Below are 19,553 nucleotides of genomic sequence, written 5' to 3'. Positions count from 1 at the left end.
CCAGCTGAGGAGCTCCGATCCTGGTCCCCGCCCTGCCTCCTACCCAAACCCGCGGTGCCGCAACGCTGATCGCTGAAGAGTGGATGTCCGACACCGGCGGCGCCGACAAGGTCTTCAGCAATATCCGCGCGTGCCTGCCCGCGGCCGACGCGGTGTGCCTGTGGGATGAAACGGACGGAGACCGCCGAGCCCCGGTCACCGAGACGCGTCTGGCGCAGTCGTGGCTGCGGGGCCGCAAGAACTTGGCGCTACCCGCGATGCCGGTGGCGTGGAAGCAGGTACCGCTCCATGGCTACGACACCGTGGTCGCGCTGTCGCATGCGTTCGCGCATCACCTCGCGGCCCGCGCGGCGCGATCCGGACGACGCGCATTCAGTTATGTGCACACGCCGGCGCGCTACATCTGGGCGCCGGACGTCGATCCGCGCGGCCGACGGCCGCTTGCTCGCATCGGGGCTGGACCCCTGCGTGTGCTCGATCGTCGTGGGGTCGAACCGCGTGTCAGCTACGCAGCAAACAGTCAGTACATCCAGCGCCGAATCGAACGTTGCTGGGGTGTCGAAGCAACTGTCATCTACCCACCGGTCAATGTGGAACGCATTGCCTCGGTGAAGAATTGGCACCACGAGCTCGATCCGGCCGAGGATGCGGTCTTCCACTCCCTGCCGACCGACGGCTTCATTCTCGGGGCCTCCCGGCTCGTCAAGTACAAGCGCGTCGATCGCGCGATCGAGCTTGGCGACGCTCTTGGTCTTCCGGTGGTGATCGCCGGTGGCGGTCCGGCTATGTCCGATCTTCGAACTCGCGCCACCTACGCGAAGGTGCCGGTCTACTTCACCGGACGCGTCTCCGACGAGATGCTCTATGCGCTGTACCAAGCTGCGTCGTTGTTCGTTTTCCTGGGCATCGAGGATTTCGGAATCATGCCCGTCGAGTCGATCGCGGCGGGCACACCCGTCCTCATCAACGCGCAGGGGGGCGCTCGGGAGAGTGTTCTCGCGCTCGGCGGTGGCGTGGAATTCGATCCGAAGGCGGGTGCCGGCGGGCTCGTCGAGGCGGCCGAGTTGGCGATGGCATGCGATATGGCTGCTGCCCGTTCCCGGCTGGACATGTTCTCGGTGTCGACGTTCCAGAACCAGATCCTCGAGTGGACCGGGTCGCACTGAGGTGACGGTCCCGCTGATCGTCGATCGCCGATATGTCGGCAATTTCGGTATCGGACGGTACTCGCGTGAGGTGCTGCCGCGCTTGAATCTCGAGGGTCGATCGTTCGTGTCCGGCGTGCGACCGGGATCGGCTCGGGACGGCCTGAACGTTTCACGAATGCGGTTGCCGCGCAACGCATTGCTCTACTCGCCGGGGTACAGCACGGGCCCGTCGCGGTGCCGCCAGTTGCTGACGGTGCACGATCTGACCCACCTCGAGGTCGAGGATCCGCGTCGGCGACGGGCGAATCGGCTCTACTACGACCGCCTGGTCGCGCCCGTCATTCGTCGAACGGGTGCGGTGCTCACTGTCTCGAGGAACAGCGTCGAATGGCTGCGCGAGTGGCTCGACGACGATCGGATCGCGATCATCAATTGCGGCGCCGGATGTTCGGATGCCTTCACACCACACGGTCCGGCTGCGGACATTGGCCGCGATTTTTTCTTGTACGTCGGCAATCTGAAAGAGCACAAGAATCCCGAGCTCGCGTTCGCCGCGATGCGCGACTTCGGCGACCATCTGTTCGTGGTTGTCACCGCAGATCGTGAACACGCCGCGGAACTGGCGGATCGACACGACATCGCCGACCGAACCCGAATCCTGTCCGATGTCGACGACGAACACCTGGCGGAGCTCTACCGGGGCGCTTCGGCGTTGCTGTTCCCCTCGCGTTGGGAAGGGTTCGGATTGCCGGTTCTCGAAGCGATGCGGTCCAACACCAAGGTCGTCTATTGCGTGCAAGCAACGTCGGTCGCGGACATTTGTTCGGGAAGTCAGTTCGCGGTCGAGGACAGCAGAGATCCCGGTGCATTCTCCGCGGCGATGTCCGCCGCGCTCGATGATCCTTTCGTCGCCCCGGCACGTCTCGATGATTTCGATTGGCCCACGATTGCGCGCAAAGTCGAGGCCGTGATTCGGGAACGGTTGGAGGCTTCCTAGGTGCCGGTGACGACCCTGCTCCGCGACTCCAGATTCGCGACGTGGCTGATCACGGGCATCACGCTCGTGGGCCTGTACTACCTGGCCTATCGCTATCCGTTCCGGATCAATTCGAAGAGAACGAGTTCGACGTATTCGGATACACCGGTCGTGCTCCAGTACGGAAAATACGTCGTACTTCTCGCCGTGTGCGGGCTCGCCTGCCTTGCGCTGCTTGACATTTGGCGCCACCAACGGCGCTTGCCGCGCGACTGGTCCGGCGGAGTGGTCTGGTTCCCGGTGCTCTCCGCGTGGGCGGTATTCGCCTGGCTGGTGTCCCGCGACGATGTGCTGACCTTCGCGTTCGCTGTATTCGTAGCGGCCACGATCGTCACGCTGCGTGAGTTCTATCGAAGCGACGTCTCGGCTTTGCTGCCCATTTTCGGCGTGTTCGCGATCGTCGCGGTGATCGTTGACGCGATCCAGGTTCTGCTCTTTTTCACGACCGGGCGTCTGCCGGCGCTGGGTTACGCCCACAGCCTGTCGGTCCGGTTCGGATCGCTGCTCGACGACCCGAATGGGTACGCGATCCTTTGCGCTCTGCTGATCGTCGTGGCATGGGTCTGGCCTCGCCGCCCGTGGGCTCGCATCGGCCTGACGGTGTCGGTGTTCGTGAGTTTGCTACTGACGCAGTCGTTTACCGGGGCCGTGGCAACGTGTGTGGCGGTGTCGATCGTCGCGGTTGCGGCCTATTGGAGTAGCCATCGCCGCACGGTACTCGCAGTCGGTGGCGGACTGATTGCCTGTGGTCTCGCCGCCGCCGCGCTCATCGTGCCGACGCACCAATTCCAGCGACTTCTCCAGCAGAAGCAGGGCAGCATCGAGTACCACGGCGAGTCACTCGACGTGCTGTTCGGACTCGGCTGGCGTGCGTTGTTGCATGGCACGAACACCGGCATCGAGCCGCCGGAGTCGGGATACGTCAGCTTGATCGCACATCTCGGTGCGGTCGGTTTCGTGCTTTTTCTCATCGTGGGGATCGGCTCGGTCGTCCGCTTGCGCCGGCATGTGCTCGCCTCGGATGGGACCGTTCGCTCGGTGTACGTCGCCGCCATGACGTTCCAGATCGCGTTCCTGCTCGCCATGATCAACCTGCCGCCGCATCGGGTGTTCCCGCTCGACATCTTCTTCTTCACGTTCGCGGCGTTGTCGTCAGTGCCAGTGTTCCGTGCGTCGGTCGATGCGGCAGGCGCGGTCGCCCAGAACGATGCCGAGGAACCGGCCCGATGACGCGGCGAGTGCGAGGCTGAGTGTGCGAGATTCGCCGGGCGTCGAGCGTCCGATAGCCCAGTTGACGAGCGGAGTCACGATCGCGAGGAGGCCGCGCAGCGTCAGGTAGTGCCGTCGGATCACGCAGCCGACGCCGACGGCGTAGTAGAACTCCTTGCGCCGCTGGAACTTCGAGCGTGGATCGAGGTGCTGCTCGCGTCCCATCACGGCAAGCGGTGCGGACGACACGGTCAGGCCTCGAGCGGTGACGCGGTAGATCGCATCGGTGCCCTCGCCCGCCTGCGTCCAGCCGTCGCTCCCCGGTCCGATGCGCTCGTCGAAGCCTCCGGCGCGGACCAGGTGGTCCCGCCGCCACACGGTCGCGGGCTCGATGACGTGCCATACCTGCCACCCAGTGAGCTCTTTGTTCGTGGAGACGTGCCGGCGGAATCGGTCGCCAACGCGATAGTTCAGCCCGACAACGCCGACGTCCTCGGTCGCCGTTGTGAGACTGTGCGAAAGGTTCTGCAGAAACTGTTCAGTGGGTCGTGTGGTGTCGTTCGGGGTCCACACCCAGGTGACGGTTTCGGGAACGTTCGCGAGTGCGATGTTGCGTGCGCGGCTCGCGCCCTGGCCTCGATCGTGAACCACTGAGTAGTCGGTGAATCCCGCGTTGTCAGCGGTGATCCGGACGGCGTCCCGCAACTGCCTGAAGTCTTGGTCGGACCCCTGGAACGCGATGCTGACATATGCCGGGAGTGGCATTTGGGCGAGCACTGACTCGAATTGCGCGGCCGCTTCGTCGGGGCGGATCGACGCAACGACGAGTCCGATCGCGACGGTCACCCGCGTCCCTTCGTCGTCAATTCAGTTCAGAAGTTGATTATCGCCGCGTCTTCGAAAACCTCCCGAAGGAACGCCGCCTTGTAAACTGCGACCCGATCCTCTCGCTGATGAATGGTGGTGCCACAGTGACTGCTGGCCACCTCGACCTCAAGGTCGGCCGGTTCACCTTCGGGCCCGCGATCATCGTGCAATTCACCGGAGCGGTTGCGGCCTACGGGAGTCAGATCGTTCTCGCCCGCTGGCTCGGTGTTGCCCAATTCGGAACGTTCAGTGCGTTATTCGCCATTGCGACGATCAGTGGCCTCATCGCCACGTTCGGGCTCACCGGCGCTGCTTCGCGTTTCGTCCCGGTCGCTCTGCGAGATGACGACCTCGCGGCCGCGCGCCGGTATTCGGGTGCCGCGTTGTTCGGCTGCATCGTCGGGGGAGCGGTCGTTGGGACGATCACCGGTTGCGCGACGCTCGTCATCTATCGGACGTCGATCCCCACGGCGGTTCTTCTCGCGCTGCTCGTCATCGCGATCGCGGTCGTGAACTTCGGCAGCGACGTCGGGCGCGCAGCGGGTCGGAACATCTCGACCTATGGCGCCTCGATCACGTTGCGACCGGCCGTGCTGATTGCCGCGGTGACCGTCGCGGGCCTTGCCGGCTGGGTTGCGGACGTTCCGCGAGCACTGGCCCTTTCGGTCGCTGCTGCGTTGATAGTCGTTGTCGTACAGCTTGTTTCGCTGAGCAGCGCGATCGGGGTCGCGGCGGTTGTCCCGCGTGTCCCAACCGGTGCCTGGGCACGTCGGGCACCGATGTGGCTGCTCTTCTCCGCGCTCGGGCTCATCGCCACCCAGATCGACCTGCTCGTCGTGGTGGCGGTGCTCCCTCCCCACGAGGCTGGCATCTATGCCGCGGTCTCGAAGTTGGCGTTGGCGGTCGCCATCGCGTCGGTCGCGATCAACACCGTTTTGGCACCCAAGGTCGCGTCCGCGAGCGACGGTCAGCGGGAGGAAATGGGTGCTCTCGTTCGCACCGCGGGCCGGCGGGTTCTGCTCGTCGGGACTCTCGTCGCCGCACCGTTCATCCTGACCCCGGTTCTCGTGCTGTCCGCCTTCGGTCCTGAATTCACCGTCGGCTGGCCGGAACTCGTGATCATGGCGCTCGGCCAGGTCGCGGTTCTCGCCTTCGGGCAAGGTGGCACGGTGCTGGTGTACCAGGACCGGGAACACATCGCGGTCCTGTGCACTCTTATCGGTGCCATCGCCGTGGGGCTGGGTGCGCTGGTCGGTGCTTGGACCGGCGGCCTGCTCTTCGCGGCGATCGGCCGAAGTCTCGCCGTCATGGCCGCGGCACTGTTGACCGCGCTCGCCGCGAAGAAGTTGGCGGGGGTTCGCCCGTTCACCTGGTGACGTGCCATCCGATAGCGTCCGAGTGTGCGAACCGTTGGCGTCGACCTGGCCGCTGAACCTGCGAAGACCGCGGTCGCCGTTCTCGATTGGGCGGCGGGCGGGGCGACGGTCATGTCGCTGACGATCGGCGCCGGCGACGAACAGATTCTTCGAATGGCGTCCGGGGCCGAACGTGTCGGGATCGACGCGCCGTTTGGTTGGCCTGACGCCTTCGTGAAATTCGTGGCCGCTCACCATGATCACCAGGCGCCGGCCACCAAACTGGCCACGCGTGACGACCGCCGACCGATGACGAAGCGGCACACGGACGTCGTTGTCCAGGCCACCACGGGTGCCGTTCCGCTCAGTGTCTCGGCCGACCGCATCGCGCATGTGGCCCTGCGCTGTGCCGGACTGTTGGCTGAGTTCCGTGCAATAGGCGTCGACGTCGACCGGGTCCGCGGCGCGGTCTGCGAGGTCTATCCCGCGGCTGCCCTGCGAACGTGGCACATGGCATCGAAGGGCTACAAAGGGAGTGGCTCCGTCGGATTCGACGCACTTGTCTCTGCGATCGAGGGTGCCGCCCCATGGTTGGCGCTCGGCGAGTTCCGGCCCCTCTTCGCTTCGAATGACGACGCCTTTGACGCAGTCGTGTCCGCACTCATCGCCCGGGCCGTCGCGCTGGGCCGAACCGCGATGCCGACGGCCGACAATGAGCGTCTTGCCGCTCGGGAAGGGTGGATTCACGTTCCGACTGGCACTCTCGACGCACTCCTGACCGGTACCTTCCAACCATGAAGTTCGACCTGCAAGGTGTGTTCAACAACTTCGCCTCGACTCGTCTCGACCCCGTGGCACGGGCCTTCGCGAGGCTGCACGTCAAGGTGCACGGAACTCCAGTCGGCAGGCTCTTCGACCGGTACTTCGGCGCGCCGGTGTTCGAGATGACCGTCCGTGGTCGAAAGACGGGCGAACTCCGGACCGTCATGTTGATCCTCACCAAGCGCGGCGACGACATCGTGGTCGCCGGATCGAACGCCGGAAACGAGGCGGAGCCCAACTGGTTCCGCAATCTGCGCGCGGCCGGTGAAGCGACCGTCAAAGTGGCGGGCGAGACCTGGCCGGTGACGTTCCGCGTCGTCGAAGGCCCCGAGCGTGCCGAGTGCTGGCGCCTCGTCAATGCGACCTATCCGTCCTTCGCCACGTACCAGGAGCGGTCAACTCGCGAAATTCCGGTCGCGGTTCTAGAGCGTCGCTAATTCGATTTCTGCTGCGCGCCCACCGAATTCGACATTCACGTAGCAAATGTCGAAATGCGAGGCGGCGTCATTTCCCGTACGCGAACCGCCGTGACACGCCCATTCTCAGGTGTAGTCTCCGAAACAGTGAGTTAGATCACATCTAGGCCGTGCTGCGTCGCACTGAAACGTGTTGGGAGAACCCGTGACTGGCGTTATGGACGAACGGTTCGAAGCTTCCGAGAAGATCTCGTCGCGACTGATCAAGTCGTCGTTGAAGCAGTCCTACGACCCGTGGACGGACATCGACTGGGACCAGCCGATCAGTACCGACAAGCCGTTCCTCCCTCTGCACCGGTCCACGCTCTACGGCACCGAGATGTGGGAGTCGATGTCTCAGGAGCAGCGAATTCTGCTCACTCGCCACGAGGCCGGCAGTATCGCCAGTTCCGGCATCTGGTTCGAGATGATCCTCATGCAGATGATTCTGCGAACGATCTACGACATGGACCCGCGGACCGCGCACGTCCACTGGGCACTCACCGAGATCGCCGACGAGTGCCACCACTCGATCATGTTCGGCAAGGCCCTCGAGAAGACCGGCATGCCGCCGCACCGGCATTCGAAGATGTTCAACGAACTGGGCCGGATCTTCAAGACCATTGCCTGGGGACCAATGGCCTACGCCGGAATTCTGGTGGCTGAAGAAATTCTCGATGAAGCGCAGCGCGAGGGAATGATCGACGAAAGCGTCGAGCCGCTCGTTCGCCGCGTCAATCAAATCCACGTCACCGAAGAAGCGCGGCACATGCGTTTCGCTCGCGAAGAGATCGCGGACATGGTGCGTGCCGGTTTAGACCCGGCGGACAAGCTCGCCCAGCAGACCATTTGCGCTGTCGTCGGTTTCGCGATCGTCGAGTCGCTCATCAGCCCCGGTGTTTACCCGGCGGTCGGACTCGACCAGAAGGAAGCCCTTCGTCAGGTGCGCAATAACCCGCACATGCACCAGGCTCGCGCGGACTGGGGCAAGGGCGTCGTCGAGTTCCTCGCGGAGAACGATCTCATCGGCGGCCCGGCGGCCGGCCTGTGGCGCGCGTGTCACCTGATTACGGACGCTGACGTCGAACGCGGCATTCTCGGCAAGGGTGTGGACCTGGGCACGTCGGCCGCGATGCATGCCGCGCAGTCCGTGTTGACCCAGATTCCGGGCCTGAACCGGCTCGTCAGCGGCACTCTCGCCGGCATCGGTAAGGGACCCGGCAAGCAGCCCAAGCCGGCCGACTTCGACACCCACCACATGGGCTTCGGAAACCCGATCCGGGCGATCGCGGACTTCACGCCCGTGCAGGCCATCCGCAAGGCCACCGGATTCCTGCCCTGGGGACTCTTGGGCGACCCGCTCGCCCCGGCAAAGCGCCCCCGCAAGAAGCCACAGACCTCCAAGAGTGTGCACCGGTTGGCGGTCATCGACATCGAACCACTTACCGAGGACTCCGTCGCGGTCACCTTCGGGGTTCCCGAGGAAGTTGCTGAGCTGTATCGCTACAAGCAGGGTCAGCACGTCACCATCGAGGCGCTCCTCAACGATGAAAAGGTTCGTCGCAACTACTCGATCTGCTCGTCGGTAGGCAAGCAGGAGCTGCGGATCGGCGTCAAGAAAGTGCCGGGAGGTGTGTTCTCGAGCTACGTCGTCGACGAACTCCAGGTTGGCGACGCGGTCGACGTCGTGCCACCTGCCGGACGCTTCTTCACGGAGCTGTCGGCGGACAACTTCATCCACTACTGCGGAATCGCCGGCGGTAGCGGTATCACCCCGATCCTCTCGATCATGACGAGTGTTCTCGAAGAGGAGCCGAACAGCAGGTTCACGCTGGTCTATGCCAACCGCGACCCAGAGTCGATCATGTTCTTCGGCGAGATCACGGACTACCAGTTCCGGTATCCCGACCGTCTGAAGGTCATTCACGTCCTCGAGCAGGGCGGCGATTCCGGACCAGGATTCGCCGTCGGTCGAATCGACGCCGAGAAACTGTCGGATCTGGCGACCAAGGGTGACGTCGGCAACTGGTTCATGTGTGGCCCCGGCCCCATGACCGAGGGTATTCAGGCGGCGCTCGCCGACCTCGGCGTGGAGAAGCAAAAGGTTCACATCGAGCTGTTCAACACGATCGGCGTCAAGCCGGCACCGGCGGCGGCTGCGGCGGCCGAAGTGGTCGGCGTTGGCACTGCCACGCTGAAGTTCAGCTTCGAAGGGTCCGAGGAGACGATCGCGGTCGAAGAGAACGAACTGCTTCTCGACGCCGCGCTTCGCACGGGCCAGGACATCCCGTGGTCGTGCCGCGAGGCAGTGTGCGGAATGTGCCGGGCGAAGAAGGTCTCCGGCGAGACCACTCCGATGGTCGAGAACCACTCGCTGACCGACGACGAGGTCTCCGACGGAATCATCCTGACGTGCCAATCCAAGTGTGCGAGTTCGGAAGTGGAGCTCGACTTCGACGTCTGACACGTCGGCCATGAAGCTCCGCGCGGTTCTCTTGGCGGCGGGATTGCTGGTGCTGGCGGGGTGTGGCGCCAACACGATCACGGGAAGCGGTGTGGCTCCGAAGTCCGGGCTACAGAAGCCGTCGATCTCGGTGACCACCCGTTCCGCCGATGCCGCCCTGGGAACGCGCGACCATCCGGTTCCGATCGGGACGGCGCATGCCGTGGGCGACGAGTGGAACGTGACCGTGGTGTCGATCGATCCCGATGCCTGGGACGTCATCAAAGCGGAGAACGAGTTCAACGATCCGCCCGCGGCGGGCCGGCAGTTTGTCATGGCCCGGATTCGGGCGGAATACCTCGGAAAGAAATCCGGCGAGGCCTGGGTCGACCTGAGCGACAGCTATCTCGGTTCGAATCGCGTGACGTTCGGTAATTCGATGGAGGACTACTGCGGGGTCATCCCGGACAGCCTCACCGACAAGGGCGAACAATTCCCGAATTCGACGGTCGAGGGAAACGTCTGCTGGTCCGTCCCGATCGACAGCACGGTCGGGGGCAGCGTCCTGATCGATCTCGGTTTCGGTGATGAAGACCGGGTGTTCTTCGAGGGCGTCAGATAGCTACCGGGCCCGCCATCGCTTCCACAACGCGGTCGCGGCTGCCCGGGTCTTTCCGTCGTGCACCAGCTCGGCCTCACACACGATTTCGGATTCGCTTGCGCTGGTGATGTATCCGCGCAGTTCCACTGGCGAGTTCAGCGGGCTCGGCCGCAGGAATCGAACATCGAGTCCTGCGGTCACGAACGCGAGCGGCGCTCCTTCGGGCGCATGCCAGCCCTGCCGGTCTGCTTCGTAGAGAACGGTCGCTCCGCTGTGGCAGTCCAGGATCGTCGAGATGATGCCACCGTTGAGAAAGCCCATCCCGTTGTCGTGCTCGCGCCACGGCGAAAACAGGGCGTATGTGAATCCTTCTGTGGGGTAACTCTTAAGCTGTAAGCCACGGGGATTCGCGGGGCCGCAGCCGAAGCAGTTCATGGTCGGAAACAGGTGGTCTTGGAGACTGATTCCCGTCATGGCCCCAGCCAACCACAACGGTCGGCGCCAGTGGGCCCACCTGCAACGGAGCAGGAAATCGATACGAGTTTGGTCGAATGACCAGGCGTGGGGAGATTTGACATGACCGATGCGGCTTCGGAAGTCGCACACGAACTCGGCGGACCGATGCCATCTGGCTTCCGTGCGCTGAGTGAGGAGAAGTTGCGTTGGCTCGCAACGACTCTCAGTCATGCGAAACAAGCGCACCTCGATGAACTCGACGCCAGCACCGAACGTGCGGTCGCGCGCCTGCCGTTGATGCTGCGAGGCCCGGTACGGGGAATCCTCGGGGGCACGAAGTGAGCGAGGCGACCGATACCCAGTCCGAGTTGCTCAAGCTCGCACGGGTACTCGGCGAGGACGTCAACGCGCTGCGCTTTCTGGAACCCATCGGCTGGGCTGACCTGCGCAAGTTCCGCCATCTGGTGATGGATCAGTTCTTCGAGGCCGCGGAGGATCGACTCAACAGGCTTGCCGAGGCGACGAAGTTCGTGCCGAATCCGGTGATCCTCAAACTCGCACCGAAGCACATCGATCCGCGGATGGCCGCGGCGCTGTCGGGCGTCGTTGACTCGGAAAAGGCTCTCAAGCTCATTCCGAAGCTGCCGCCGGCGTTCCTCGCCGAGGCCTACACCTACGTCGACGCGCGACGTGCGGCCAACCTCATCGCGAAAACGCCCGTGGAGACGACGCGGCGTTTCATGCCGATCCTGCTCGAGCGTGGCGAGTACATCACCGTCGGCCAGATCCTCCAGTATCTGACGCCAGGGGCGCTCAAGGGCGTCCTGCCGGACTTCGACGATCGTTCGGTTCTCCGCGTGCTCGAGGTCGCCGAGGGTACGAAACCGTTCGAGACGATATTCAGCCTGCTGTCGGATTCGCGGCTGGGCCGAATTCTGCAGACCGCCCGCGAGGCAGATCTGCTCGACGTCGCGGTCGAGATGTACGCCGCGATCGGCGCGAAACCACGCATCCGTATGACGAATATCGTTGCGCAGCAATCGGATGCGGTGCTGGATGGCTTCATCGAGGCGGTCTACCGAAGCAACCACCTCGGCCTGCTTCTGCCGGCTCTGCTCGAAGTGAACCCGGGCAACCTGCACCGATTCGCGCAGGCCCGCGCGTTCCGTAAGCAAGAGGTCATCGCGGCGCTCATGGACGCGGCGATCCGCGAGGACATGGTGGCCGCACTCCTGCCGATCCTGCCCCGCCTGTCCGAGCGGGCGCTGACCGCGCTGGCTGCCGCGCCGCGACTTCAGGACCACCGCGTCATCGGCAAGATCGTGTCGGATTCCCTCGTGGAGAAGGCGTTCCCGGAGACGCTCGTGCTGTTCCGTCGCGCGGGGGAGGACGTCCGGCAGACCTTCGCCGATGCGGTGGCTGAACTTGATGCGGAGAAGCTCGAGATCGCCTTCGAGGAATCGTTCGTCGCTGGCCGCTTGCCGGACCTCCTCGCTGTGGTGCCGATGCTTCCGCCGGAGACGATCGTGGACATGTCCGCGATCGTCGCCGAGTATTCACCGAAGGCGATGCGGACCGCCCTGGTTCAGGCCAGCGAGCAGGGCACACTTCCGGAACTGTTCGAAATCATGGCGGGCATGCCGATCGCGGCCCGGGAGAAAGCGATTTCGATCATCACCGAGAGCGCCTCGGACGACGACCTCCTCGGTGCGGCGCTCGAGCCGGAAGAGCAGCAGGCCGTTTGGAACCAGCTGTTGCGGGTGGCCGCGGATGTGCCACTTCCGTTGCTGGAGAAGCTGTCTCACAAGGCGGCGTTCCTCCCGCTCGAGAGCCTGCTGCCGTCGGTGCTCAAGGCGGGAGAGTTGACGAACGCCTGGTCCGCCAGCTTCGCGATCGTCAGCGGAATACACGACCGCGCTCGCCGTGAGGGCGTTCCCGTCGAGTTCCGTATCCCGCTGAGACTCCTGCAGAGCGCGGCTGCGCGCGCCGCGGAGAACGAGGAGTTCGCGGAGCGGTTCTGGTTTGCGCGTGAGGTTCTCTCGACATTCGCACACGATCCGGCGGTGGCCGCGGCGCTCGATGACGCGGCGATCGTGACCTCCGAAGTGATTCGGGGGGTGGCCGGCAGCGCGGTCGAGATCTCGATGGGTCTCGTCGAGGACAACGCGAACTCGCTCAAAATTCTGGCCGGGCATCTTCAGTCGGGAAACGTCACGGATGCGGTGACGTCGGCGGCAGATGTCGCATCGGGAATCGCCGCGTCGTTGATCGGCCGCGCACGGGCGGCGGGCAAGGCGATCAACGACATCGTCAAGCCGACGGACAAGCCGGACGCAAACGAATGATCCGCCGGTGCATTGGCGCCCGGCGGATCATTCAGTAGTTCGTCCTCGTACGGAACCGGCTTACGGGATGGGCGAGCACGGAGCGCCGAGGATCGGCGTGATCGTGCAGATTGCGCCCCCGACAGCGCCCGCACCCTGCTCGATCGGCTGTTGGTTGTTGAGGATGAAGTCGTTCGACTGCTGGCCGATGTTGTTGGCCGTGCCGAACCAGCTGTCCGGAACGTCGACGTAGGGGATTGCCTCGACCGGAACCGGCGGGAACAGGTGGGGGCTTTCGACCTGCGGCGGCGGCGGGAACAGCAGGAACCCGAAGATCTGACCGAGGATGCCGCCGGGCGGCGGACCGTCGTTCGGGCCGGCAGCAAACGACGCCGGTGCGGCGATGGTGAGACCCGCAGCGGCGACCGCAAGGGCTACTGGGATTTTCGCGAATGGTCGCTTGATCATTGGTTACCTCGAGGTCCTGGCGGGGGAATGGCGCAAGTCTATCGAGACAATTGTTGCGAGATTGTGCTTTTGGGGATCCTGGGTTGCACGAGTTAGGAGGGTCTCCAGCGATAGGGTTCGGCTCATGATTCTCGCCCCGGAACAGTACGTTGACGTAGCCACGCCGACCGGTCCGATGCGGACTTATGTGCTGCGCCCGCTGGCGGAAGGCACCTATCCGGGAATCGTCTTCTATTCGGAGATCTTCCAGGTCACGGGCCCGATTCGTCGCGTCGCGCAGTACCTCGCGGGGCACGGCTACGTGGTCGCGGTGCCGGAGATCTTCCACGAACTCGAGGGCGAGCATGGGGTCGTCCTCGAGTACGACCAGGCTGGTGCCGACCGCGGAAATGACCACAAGATCACCAAGGAATTGTCGTCGTACGACGCCGACGCTCGCGCCGCGCTCGACCTGCTGGCGGCGCACCCCGCCTGCAACGGCGCCCTCGGTGCCATGGGTATCTGCATCGGCGGTCACCTCGCATGGCGCACGGCTTTCCAGCCGGATGTGAAGGCCACGGTCTGCTTCTACGCGACCGATGTTCATTCGCGCACGTTGGGCAAGGGCACGAACGACGACACCATCACTCGGTTCGGAGACATTTCCGGCGAACTGCTGGCGGTGTGGGGACGTCAGGATCCGCACATTCCGCGCGAAGGCCGTGAACTCATTCACGCCGCGCTCGACGACGCCGGCGTCGAATACAGCTGGCACGAAGTGAATGGTCAGCACGCGTTTGTCCGCGACGAAGGCGCCCGCTACGACGCTGAGTTGGCGCGCCAGGTGTTCGGCCTTGCGACGGATCTTTTCCACCGCCGATTGCGGTAAGCGCATATGCCACTTGTTGCATAGGAATGCCACGGGTTAGGCTCGCCGGGTGACCGAACGCATCACCGTAGAAGTTGTTGACGGCATCGCCTACGCGACCCTCAACCGCCCGGACAAGCTGAACTCGCTCGACTTCCCGATGATCGAAGCGATGGCTTCGGTTCCAGCAAAGATCGCGGCGGACAAGTCGATTCGGGTTGTCATCCTCAAGGGCGCAGGAAAGGCGTTCTGTGCGGGCATCGATTTCGCGTCCTTCAAGGACACGAAAAAGGTCCTGACGAGCTTCGCGAAGCTCCCGGTCCAGTCGACGAACCTGTTCCAGAAGTGCTGCTGGGAGTGGCGCGAGCTGCCGGTTCCGGTCATCGCCGTGACGCACGGTCACTGCTACGGCGGCGGTCTTCAGCTCGCCCTCGCGGCCGACTTCCGGTTCACCACCCCGGATTGCAACTACTCGGTGATGGAAGGCCGCTGGGGCCTCATCCCGGACATGACCGGTTCGGTAACCCTCCGCGAACTCCTGCCGATGGATCTCGCCAAGCGCCTCACGATGACCGCGGAGATCTTCAACGGCGCGAAGGCCAAGGAATACGGTCTGGCCACTGAGGTGTCCGAGGACCCGATGGCGGCGGCGGAAGCGCTCGCGAAGGAACTCATCCAGCGTTCGCCGGACGCCCTTGCCGCGACGAAGAAGCTGTTCCACGAGACGTGGACCGAGTCCCCGCGGTCAGCTTTCTGGACCGAGAGTGTTCTTCAGGCCCGACTTCTCACCGGCAAGAACCACCGCATCGCGCGGTCCGCCGGGGCGAAGAAGGAACTCCCGAAGTGGGTCAAGCGAACTCTCGGCTGACGGTTGTCGCAAACGACAGGAAAGCGTCGTTCTCGTGCGGGTCGCCGATGGTAATCCGCACGCCGTCTGTCCCGTAGGGCCGGATGATGACGCCGGCTTCCGCGCTCCGGCGCGCGAAGTCGACGGATGCTTCGCCGAGCGGCAGGTACACGAAGTTCGCCTGGGTCGCCGCCACCGGGTAGCCCATATCGGTGAGTGCGGCGCTCACGCGTTCGCGTTCGGCGACAACGTCATTCGTGCGCTCGAGAAGTTCGTCGCGAACTTCGAGCGCGGCAAGAGCCGCGGCTTGGGCGATGGCGTTGACGCTGAACGGGAGGTGGACCTTCCGTAGTGCATCGACGATCTCCGGTGCGCCGATGCCGTAGCCGACGCGAATTCCGGCGAGGCCGTAAGCCTTCGAGAACGTGCGCAGGACAAGCACATTCGGTCGCGTGCGGAACAGTTCGATCCCGTTCGGGCTGTCGGGGTCGCGAACGTATTCGGCATAGGCCTCGTCGAGCACGACGAGGATGTCCGACGGAACGGCGTCGAGGAAGTGGGTCAGATCCTCCGTCGTGACGACGGTGCCGGTCGGGTTGTTCGGGTTGCAGACCAGAATCAATCGCGTGCGGTCGTTGATCGCGGCGAGCATGGCACCGAGGTCGTGACTGTGATCCGGCCGGAGCGGAACCGGAACTCCAGTCGCGCCGGCGACCTTAGTGACGATCGGATAGGCCTCGAAGGATCGCCACGCGAACACGACTTCGTCTTCGGGTGACTCGCACGTGATCTGGATCAGTTCCTGGCACAACGCCACGCTGCCGCAGCCGGTCACGAGGTTCGCCGGGTCGACCCCGAGGAAATCCGCGAGCGCATCGGTCAGCGCGGCTGCCCCGTTGTCCGGGTAGCGGTTGATGCCCTGTGCCGCTTGAGTGATCGCGTCGACCACTTTCGAATGCGACGAAGCGGTGGATTCGTTACTCGCGAGCTTGATTGCGTTTGGCCTGCTGACGCCCGGGATATAGCTAGGCAATGAGCTCAGATCTCCGCGGAGGCGCACAGTCATGGTGGTAGTAAATCAGTCCTGGGCGAACGACTCACAGCGTCCTACCCTTGGAAATATGCCCGGCTTTTACGAAGACGAGGCGCCGCTGCGAGATGCCGCGGGTTCTGTGCCGCTGACGGCCATTGAGCCGGATCGGCCGCCACGCGGTGGCATCATTTTGCTGCACGAAGCCAACACCCTGCCTGCGGGCCTTCTCGAGGTCATGGCGTTGCTCGCGGGCGAAGGCTGGATCGTAGTGTCGCCGAACCTGTTTCATCGCGGCAAGACAGACGGTGAGGTTTTCGGTGCGGACCTGTTCGCCGATTTCGATGCCTGCCACGACTGGCTCGTCGGTCGGGGAGTGTTCGAAGACACGGTCGGCGTTCTGGGATTCAATGACGCCGGAGTTGCGGCGCTGGTCGTGGCGACGAACCGCCCCCTGGGGGCCGCGATCAGCATTGCCGCACGCGGAATCCTGACACCGGTTGCGGAGGATGCGCCGACGCTCGTCGACGCGGCCGCCAATATCCGAGTGCCGTGGCTCGGGCTGTACGCCACCGACGATCCCGATATCCCGGCTGAACATCTCAGTCTCCTGCGTGAGGCCGCCGGGCGTTCGGGAGTGGCGTCGAATGTCGTTGCTTCGGCCGATGCGTTGATCGAGTCGCAGAACCGAATTCTCGACTGGTTCGACAGTTACCTACGCTGACCAGGCGTTTTGCGTTGCCGCTGCGGGACCATGTAACGTTCCAGTCCGGCGGTTCAACGAGGACCACCACGCACTAGACCGTAAGGTCGAGTGCGAGGAGGCGTGCCAGAGCGGCCGAATGGGGCTCACTGCTAATGAGTTGTTCCCCCCAAAGGGAACCGGAGGTTCAAATCCTCTCGCCTCCGCCACATAACTGAATACACACGCGCCCGTAGCTCAACGGATAGAGCATCTGACTACGGATCAGAAGGTTAGGAGTTCGAATCTCTTCGGGCGCACTTCAAAAGGCCTCGTTACCAGTTCGGTAGCGGGGCCTTTTTCTGATATTTGCCCGGGCCCGCAGTTATCGTGACGCCATGGTCGATGCTCTCCTCGCTTCTGGCCTCGCCCTGTTCTTCGCAGGCCTGGTCAGCGGCCTCGTCATCCCCAAGCTCGCCATCCCCCGCATGGGTCTCACGAGCCACCTCGAGGGCACCAGCAACGGGATGTTCCTCATCCTCGCCGGCCTGATCTGGGATCGGATCGATCTGTCCGATGTGTGGCTTCAGATCGCTTTCTGGTGCCTTCTCTACGGCACCTGGGCGAACTGGGGCGCGACCCTCCTCGCGGCGATTTGGGGAACCGGCAAGATCTCGCCGATCGGCTCCGGTGGACGGACCGGCAAGCCCGTTCACGAGGGAATCGTCACCACGATGCTCATCCTGGTGGGGATCACCGACATGATCGCGGTCGCGATCATGTTCGTGGGGCTTGTCTGGCGGTAAGCCCTTGCCGCGGAATCCTGATACATAAACGGGGTCCAGGCCCCGCCCAAGTATCAGGATCAGCGGGCTGAACGCTCCCGAAGATCAGCGAGATTCACCTTGATCCGCTCGACCGCGGCAGCCGTCGCCGGCAGCTCCGCGAAGTACTTCCCCAGCGGCGTCTCCAGGAAGATCTCCGCAGTCCGCCTCGACGACTCGAGGTCGTATCCCGTCTCTAACCAGATCGAATTTCCGCGCGCATCGAGCCGCACGAGGGGGCTGTGTCCGGCGAAGAAACTCGACGACGCGTACGTTCGGATCTTGTCGATCACGCCGTCGCCGAAGTGCACGTGCTGCATCGCCCGGAGCAGATCGCCCTCGTAGTGGATATCGAGAACGATTGAGCCGGTGTCGGTTTCGGCGTCGTATCCGATGGACGGCACGGTGACGCCCGTGATGATGGCGAACCACCAGACGTTGTTGTACTCGACGAAGAAGCGCAGCGGCATCTTCGCGTCATCGGAAAGGGTGGTCTGGAGATGTCCGCCGTCGACGTCGAAGAGGTCGAGGTCGAAATGGCACTGCTCGTACATGGTTCGGAAACGGGCGAGGAGTTCGAGTCGGTCGTTCGCCAGGTCTGTCAATGTCGGCTCCTCGATCCCACGATCTGTCTCCAGTTGAACAGCAATACGACGGGTACGAGCGCCAACGAGGTACGGGCCAGCAGCGTCGTCGCCACGTCGTCCTTCATAAGTGCCGGTACGTCGTAGTAAACGAATGCGATCAGGGTGACAAGGACGAGCATGATGGCCCGTTGGGGTGCCTTCCGGAATCCGCAGGTAGCCAGCACCCAAGGCAGAGCGTTGCGGTACAGATCGACCATTGCCCACGCCACCACGTAGGTGCCGACGATGTAGACCGCCCAGGGCGAAATCCCCGTGCCCCGAATGAAGTTGTGGACATCACCTGTCGTGAAAACCCGCAGCGGGATGTAGCAGTACAGGTTCACCACGTTGAAGAAGTAGAACCAGAACAGCACATAACCCGCGATGGAATGAGACCGGAGCCAGCGCCTCGTCAGCCCCCATCGGGACAGGAGCAGCATCCCGCCGTTGGCGAGTCCGGGACCGGCGAAGGCGACGGCCGCGACCTGCCAGTTCTTTCCCGCGTCGAACGCGGCCGAGTAGTCGACATGCTCGTCGATATTGATCAGCAGGAGGACGTTCGCGATGCTGCTGCCGCCCCAGTGAATGTTCAGCGGATCGGGCTTGAGGCCCAAGGCCCACGCCATGAACGAGTGCCCGAACTCGTGCGGGAGGACCGCGGCGTAATGCGTGAGGATGAGGATTACCGGGGTCGCGGCGAGCAGCCACCAGGCCCCGATTCGACTGCCGGAAACCCTCGCCATGGCGACTCCTCAAATTCCATTGGGCGCCAAATCAAATGCTAGCGAGCTATTGGGACGAAGCGGATAGTTCGGCACGATGAAGGTATGCAAATCGCGATCGTGCTCTACCCAGGCATGACTGCTCTCGACGTCGTCGGACCGTACGAAGTTCTCCGTCTGGTGAAGGACGTGAACATCCGATTCGTATGGCACGAGCCAGGTCCGGTCATGACCGACAGCGGGATTCTGGAGCTGAGTGCGACGCATACGTTCGACGAGACGCCAGCGCCGGACATCGTGCTCATTGGTGGATCACCCGTGGTGCGGATGACGGCTGCCCGGGACGACAAACTGCTCGATTGGCTGCGCAAGGTCAACGAGACGAGCACGTGGACGACCTCGGTGTGCAGCGGGTCCGTGGTCCTCGCGACCGCCGGAATTCTGGACGGCGTACCTGCGACGAGCCATTGGGAAGCCCTTTCGGTTCTCGCGGAACTGGGTGCAATTCCGCAGGCCGACCAGCGAATCGTGCGGTCCGGAAAGATCGTCACCGCGGCAGGAGTGTCGGCGGGATTGGACTTTGCACTGTGGCTGGCCGCCGAACTCGAAGACCGTGCCCACGCCGAAGCGATTCAGCTCGTCATCGAGTACGACCCGCATCCGCCATTCGACAGTGGGCACATGAGTAAGGCGTCCGCGGAGACCAAGGCGCTCACCGAAGAGCTCGCGGAGCGAACACCCGCCTGGATGCCGACATAGCCCTCTGATCCGTTAGCGCGCACGGGAGTACA

Annotated in this window: 21 protein-coding genes and 2 tRNA genes; 17 read left to right on the top strand and 6 right to left on the bottom strand. The window is 63.8% G+C overall.

Annotated features, from left to right (window positions below; genetic code table 11):
- The first annotated feature begins 83 nt into the window (after positions 1-83).
- From F600_RS0104055 to F600_RS0104045, 3 genes are read left to right on the top strand one after another with little or no spacing between them, the layout of a single operon-like run.
- Positions 84-1,166 (top strand): glycosyltransferase, encoded by a 1,083-nt coding sequence (locus F600_RS0104055; RefSeq protein WP_018159309.1) that lies wholly within the window; start codon positions 84-86, stop codon positions 1,164-1,166.
- 1 nt (position 1,167) lies between these two features.
- Positions 1,168-2,145, top strand: coding sequence for a glycosyltransferase family 4 protein (locus tag F600_RS0104050; protein WP_018159308.1), 978 nt, complete (start codon positions 1,168-1,170; stop codon positions 2,143-2,145).
- Entirely contained in the window at positions 2,146-3,414 is a 1,269-nt protein-coding gene (locus F600_RS0104045; protein WP_018159307.1) for a hypothetical protein, read from the top strand.
- Here the strand turns inward: F600_RS0104045 and F600_RS0104040 are convergent.
- Positions 3,337-4,239: a glycosyltransferase family 2 protein gene (locus tag F600_RS0104040; protein WP_018159306.1), complete on the bottom strand. Its 903-nt coding sequence runs from the start codon at positions 4,237-4,239 to the stop codon at positions 3,337-3,339. The genes F600_RS0104045 and F600_RS0104040 overlap by 78 nt on opposite strands.
- Positions 4,240-4,364: 125 nt before the next feature.
- Here F600_RS0104040 and F600_RS0104035 point away from each other — a divergent pair, with 125 nt between their 5' ends.
- The 5 genes from F600_RS0104035 to F600_RS30095 all read left to right on the top strand — a co-directional run bounded on the left by F600_RS0104035 (position 4,365) and on the right by F600_RS30095 (position 9,957).
- Entirely contained in the window at positions 4,365-5,636 is a 1,272-nt protein-coding gene (locus F600_RS0104035; protein WP_162141385.1) for an oligosaccharide flippase family protein, read from the top strand.
- 24 nt (positions 5,637-5,660) lie between these two features.
- Positions 5,661-6,413, top strand: a complete 753-nt coding sequence (locus tag F600_RS0104030) for a DUF429 domain-containing protein (protein WP_018159304.1) — start codon at positions 5,661-5,663, stop codon at positions 6,411-6,413.
- The gene (locus tag F600_RS26895) at positions 6,410-6,874 is read left to right on the top strand and encodes a nitroreductase/quinone reductase family protein (protein ID WP_018159303.1); all 465 of its coding nucleotides are present in this window, start codon (positions 6,410-6,412) and stop codon (positions 6,872-6,874) included. Before F600_RS0104030 ends, F600_RS26895 begins: the two co-directional genes overlap by 4 nt.
- A gap of 184 nt (positions 6,875-7,058) precedes the next feature.
- Entirely contained in the window at positions 7,059-9,356 is a 2,298-nt protein-coding gene (locus F600_RS31030; protein WP_156024402.1) for a diiron oxygenase, read from the top strand.
- Positions 9,357-9,366: 10 nt separating this feature from the next.
- Complete coding sequence (locus F600_RS30095; RefSeq protein ID WP_018159301.1) at positions 9,367-9,957, top strand: hypothetical protein; 591 nt, start codon at positions 9,367-9,369, stop codon at positions 9,955-9,957.
- Here the strand turns inward: F600_RS30095 and F600_RS0104010 are convergent, their stop codons facing one another.
- Positions 9,958-10,410: a PaaI family thioesterase gene (locus F600_RS0104010; protein ID WP_026306143.1), complete on the bottom strand. Its 453-nt coding sequence runs from the start codon at positions 10,408-10,410 to the stop codon at positions 9,958-9,960. It lies immediately after the preceding gene.
- A 102-nt stretch (positions 10,411-10,512) separates the two neighbouring features.
- Here F600_RS0104010 and F600_RS0104005 point away from each other — a divergent pair, with 102 nt between their 5' ends.
- Together F600_RS0104005 and F600_RS0104000 are read left to right on the top strand one after the other, a co-directional pair.
- A complete protein-coding gene (locus F600_RS0104005) occupies positions 10,513-10,734 on the top strand; it encodes a hypothetical protein (protein ID WP_018159299.1) in 222 nt (73 codons plus the stop codon).
- Positions 10,731-12,737, top strand: a complete 2,007-nt coding sequence (locus F600_RS0104000; RefSeq protein WP_018159298.1) for a hypothetical protein — start codon at positions 10,731-10,733, stop codon at positions 12,735-12,737. Before F600_RS0104005 ends, F600_RS0104000 begins: the two co-directional genes overlap by 4 nt.
- Positions 12,738-12,797: 60 nt before the next feature.
- Here F600_RS0104000 and F600_RS0103995 read toward each other — a convergent pair whose 3' ends face one another.
- The gene (locus tag F600_RS0103995; protein WP_018159297.1) at positions 12,798-13,184 is read right to left on the bottom strand and encodes a hypothetical protein; all 387 of its coding nucleotides are present in this window, start codon (positions 13,182-13,184) and stop codon (positions 12,798-12,800) included.
- A gap of 124 nt (positions 13,185-13,308) precedes the next feature.
- Here F600_RS0103995 and F600_RS0103990 point away from each other — a divergent pair, with 124 nt between their 5' ends.
- Positions 13,309-14,052, top strand: coding sequence for a dienelactone hydrolase family protein (locus tag F600_RS0103990; RefSeq protein WP_018159296.1), 744 nt, complete (start codon positions 13,309-13,311; stop codon positions 14,050-14,052).
- A gap of 49 nt (positions 14,053-14,101) precedes the next feature.
- Positions 14,102-14,899 (top strand): crotonase/enoyl-CoA hydratase family protein, encoded by a 798-nt coding sequence (locus F600_RS0103985; RefSeq protein ID WP_018159295.1) that lies wholly within the window; start codon positions 14,102-14,104, stop codon positions 14,897-14,899.
- Here F600_RS0103985 and hisC read toward each other — a convergent pair.
- Positions 14,880-15,944: a histidinol-phosphate transaminase gene (gene hisC, locus F600_RS0103980; RefSeq protein WP_026306142.1), complete on the bottom strand. Its 1,065-nt coding sequence runs from the start codon at positions 15,942-15,944 to the stop codon at positions 14,880-14,882. The two genes, F600_RS0103985 and hisC, sit on opposite strands and share 20 nt — an antisense overlap.
- Before the next feature lie 55 nt (positions 15,945-15,999).
- Here hisC and F600_RS0103975 point away from each other — a divergent pair, with 55 nt between their 5' ends.
- The 4 genes from F600_RS0103975 to F600_RS0103960 all read left to right on the top strand — a co-directional run bounded on the left by F600_RS0103975 (position 16,000) and on the right by F600_RS0103960 (position 17,396).
- A complete protein-coding gene (locus F600_RS0103975; RefSeq protein WP_018159293.1) occupies positions 16,000-16,632 on the top strand; it encodes a dienelactone hydrolase family protein in 633 nt (210 codons plus the stop codon).
- Between the two features lie 96 nt (positions 16,633-16,728).
- A tRNA-Ser gene (locus tag F600_RS0103970) sits at positions 16,729-16,820 on the top strand.
- Positions 16,821-16,837: 17 nt separating this feature from the next.
- Positions 16,838-16,910 (top strand) — tRNA-Arg (locus tag F600_RS0103965).
- 78 nt (positions 16,911-16,988) lie between these two features.
- Positions 16,989-17,396 carry a styrene oxide isomerase gene (locus F600_RS0103960; protein WP_018159292.1) on the top strand — a complete coding sequence of 136 codons (408 nt, stop codon included), beginning with the start codon at positions 16,989-16,991 and terminating at the stop codon, positions 17,394-17,396.
- Between the two features lie 59 nt (positions 17,397-17,455).
- Here F600_RS0103960 and F600_RS0103955 read toward each other — a convergent pair whose 3' ends face one another.
- Entirely contained in the window at positions 17,456-18,019 is a 564-nt protein-coding gene (locus F600_RS0103955; RefSeq protein WP_018159291.1) for a hypothetical protein, read from the bottom strand.
- Positions 18,016-18,783 carry a zinc metalloprotease gene (locus F600_RS30090; protein WP_018159290.1) on the bottom strand — a complete coding sequence of 256 codons (768 nt, stop codon included), beginning with the start codon at positions 18,781-18,783 and terminating at the stop codon, positions 18,016-18,018. The genes F600_RS0103955 and F600_RS30090 overlap by 4 nt, the downstream gene beginning before the upstream one ends.
- Before the next feature lie 84 nt (positions 18,784-18,867).
- Between F600_RS30090 and F600_RS0103945 the strand changes: the two genes are divergently transcribed.
- Entirely contained in the window at positions 18,868-19,521 is a 654-nt protein-coding gene (locus tag F600_RS0103945; RefSeq protein ID WP_018159289.1) for a DJ-1/PfpI family protein, read from the top strand.
- Positions 19,522-19,553 lie beyond the last annotated feature (32 nt).

This window comes from Smaragdicoccus niigatensis DSM 44881 = NBRC 103563, from assembly GCF_000380645.1.
Taxonomy (GTDB): Bacteria; Actinomycetota; Actinomycetes; order Mycobacteriales; family Mycobacteriaceae; genus Smaragdicoccus; species Smaragdicoccus niigatensis.
The sequence above is the reverse complement of the archived record's forward strand: the minus strand, read 5'-3'. Positions and strand labels throughout refer to the sequence as shown.

What these genes read in the sequence shown, in the direction of transcription:
- F600_RS0104010 (WP_026306143.1), bottom strand. Translation starts at nt 10,410, where the DNA reads ATGACGGGAATCAGTCTCCAAGACCACCTGTTTCCGACCATGAACTGC.
- F600_RS26895 (WP_018159303.1), top strand. Translation starts at nt 6,410, where the DNA reads ATGAAGTTCGACCTGCAAGGTGTGTTCAACAACTTCGCCTCGACTCGT.
- F600_RS0103960 (WP_018159292.1), top strand. Translation starts at nt 16,989, where the DNA reads ATGGTCGATGCTCTCCTCGCTTCTGGCCTCGCCCTGTTCTTCGCAGGC.
- F600_RS0103975 (WP_018159293.1), top strand. Translation starts at nt 16,000, where the DNA reads ATGCCCGGCTTTTACGAAGACGAGGCGCCGCTGCGAGATGCCGCGGGT.
- F600_RS0104005 (WP_018159299.1), top strand. Translation starts at nt 10,513, where the DNA reads ATGACCGATGCGGCTTCGGAAGTCGCACACGAACTCGGCGGACCGATG.
- F600_RS0103945 (WP_018159289.1), top strand. Translation starts at nt 18,868, where the DNA reads ATGCAAATCGCGATCGTGCTCTACCCAGGCATGACTGCTCTCGACGTC.
- F600_RS0104055 (WP_018159309.1), top strand. Translation starts at nt 84, where the DNA reads ATGTCCGACACCGGCGGCGCCGACAAGGTCTTCAGCAATATCCGCGCG.
- F600_RS30095 (WP_018159301.1), top strand. Translation starts at nt 9,367, where the DNA reads ATGAAGCTCCGCGCGGTTCTCTTGGCGGCGGGATTGCTGGTGCTGGCG.
- F600_RS0103990 (WP_018159296.1), top strand. Translation starts at nt 13,309, where the DNA reads ATGATTCTCGCCCCGGAACAGTACGTTGACGTAGCCACGCCGACCGGT.
- F600_RS30090 (WP_018159290.1), bottom strand. Translation starts at nt 18,783, where the DNA reads ATGGCGAGGGTTTCCGGCAGTCGAATCGGGGCCTGGTGGCTGCTCGCC.
- hisC (WP_026306142.1), bottom strand. Translation starts at nt 15,944, where the DNA reads ATGACTGTGCGCCTCCGCGGAGATCTGAGCTCATTGCCTAGCTATATC.
- F600_RS0103995 (WP_018159297.1), bottom strand. Translation starts at nt 13,184, where the DNA reads ATGATCAAGCGACCATTCGCGAAAATCCCAGTAGCCCTTGCGGTCGCC.